2 protein-coding genes are annotated in these 1,077 nt (G+C 45.4%); both read left to right on the top strand.

Going from position 1 to position 1,077, the window contains the following annotated elements; translation table 11 throughout:
* Positions 1-108 precede the first annotated feature (108 nt).
* Positions 109-276 (top strand): 6-pyruvoyl trahydropterin synthase family protein, encoded by a 168-nt coding sequence (locus tag B092_RS15295; protein ID WP_018575731.1) that lies wholly within the window; start codon positions 109-111, stop codon positions 274-276.
* Position 277: 1 nt separating this feature from the next.
* Complete coding sequence (locus B092_RS14605) at positions 278-1,009, top strand: 7-carboxy-7-deazaguanine synthase QueE (RefSeq protein WP_232244203.1); 732 nt, start codon at positions 278-280, stop codon at positions 1,007-1,009.
* Positions 1,010-1,077 lie beyond the last annotated feature (68 nt).

Here is a 1,077-nt window from a genome sequence, read left to right on the forward strand (position 1 = left end):
AGGTCTGGCTAAACCCATCGAAGGAGAGTAACGATTTAGAGAGACATGTCGTATTAGCAGCATAACAAATCGGACAACTTGCTTGACAAACACCGAGCGCTAGCCGACATGCTTCAAGGTTGGGATTTAAAGACTTATGCTTTTGAGCAGCGCACGACGGCTGAAGTGATTAGTCGACATATATTTCACACTTTGCGGGAGCAAGGTGGTTTGCCGGTGAATAGAATCCGCTTATGGGAAACGCCGACTTCTTACAGTGAGTATGAGGGAGATTGAGGTGGTTAGTGAGAAGCAGCGGGTGATCCGCTTAAGCAGTGAGACTGCGGGAAGTGCCGAAGAACCCCAATTTCGCATTGCTGAGATTTTTGAAAGCCTACAAGGCGAGGGCTATAACACCGGTATGCCGGCGATTTTTATTCGTCTAGGTCGCTGTGATTTAGCGTGTTCGTGGTGCGATACCGATTATATGCGCTTCAACTACGTGCCTTTATCGCAGGTATTAGCGATGCTTCAGGGGTACACCGCAAGAAACATCATTATTACCGGTGGTGAGCCGGTGGTGCATCCGCGTTTGGGCTCTTTGTTAGACGCGTTAAAAGAACGTGGTTATACGCTTTGTATTGAGACTAATGGCTTGCATCAGGTGCCGGAGCAAATTGATTATATCGCCACAAGTCCAAAAGCTTGTTATGCCGAGCGCTATGTCGGGGGTGGCTTGACTGAGGCTGATGAGGTGCGAATTGTTGTTGATGTTAGCGGTGTCTCTGCTGATGTCGGTGGTGAGTTGCAGCCTAGTGATAGCGAGTATTCTTTTGAAGTCACGGAAAAAGAACGACAGTTTATGCATTTTGCTCAAGCCATGGCACAAAAAATCTCTGCAAAGCAGTATTATTTATCACCCTTGGAAGAAGAGGGTGAGATGAATATTCATCAGACGATTCGTTTGATAGGCTTACTCAATGTCACTGAACAAGCAAATAAGGTGAGACTTTTGCATAAAAACGGTTAAATAGCGCTTTTTTGTTCTACTTGGAAATTTTTTGATTTTTTTGGAAATTTTCGACAAATTTCACCCCG

Source organism: Oligella ureolytica DSM 18253 (assembly GCF_000373745.1).
Taxonomy (GTDB): Bacteria; Pseudomonadota; Gammaproteobacteria; order Burkholderiales; family Burkholderiaceae_B; genus Oligella; species Oligella ureolytica.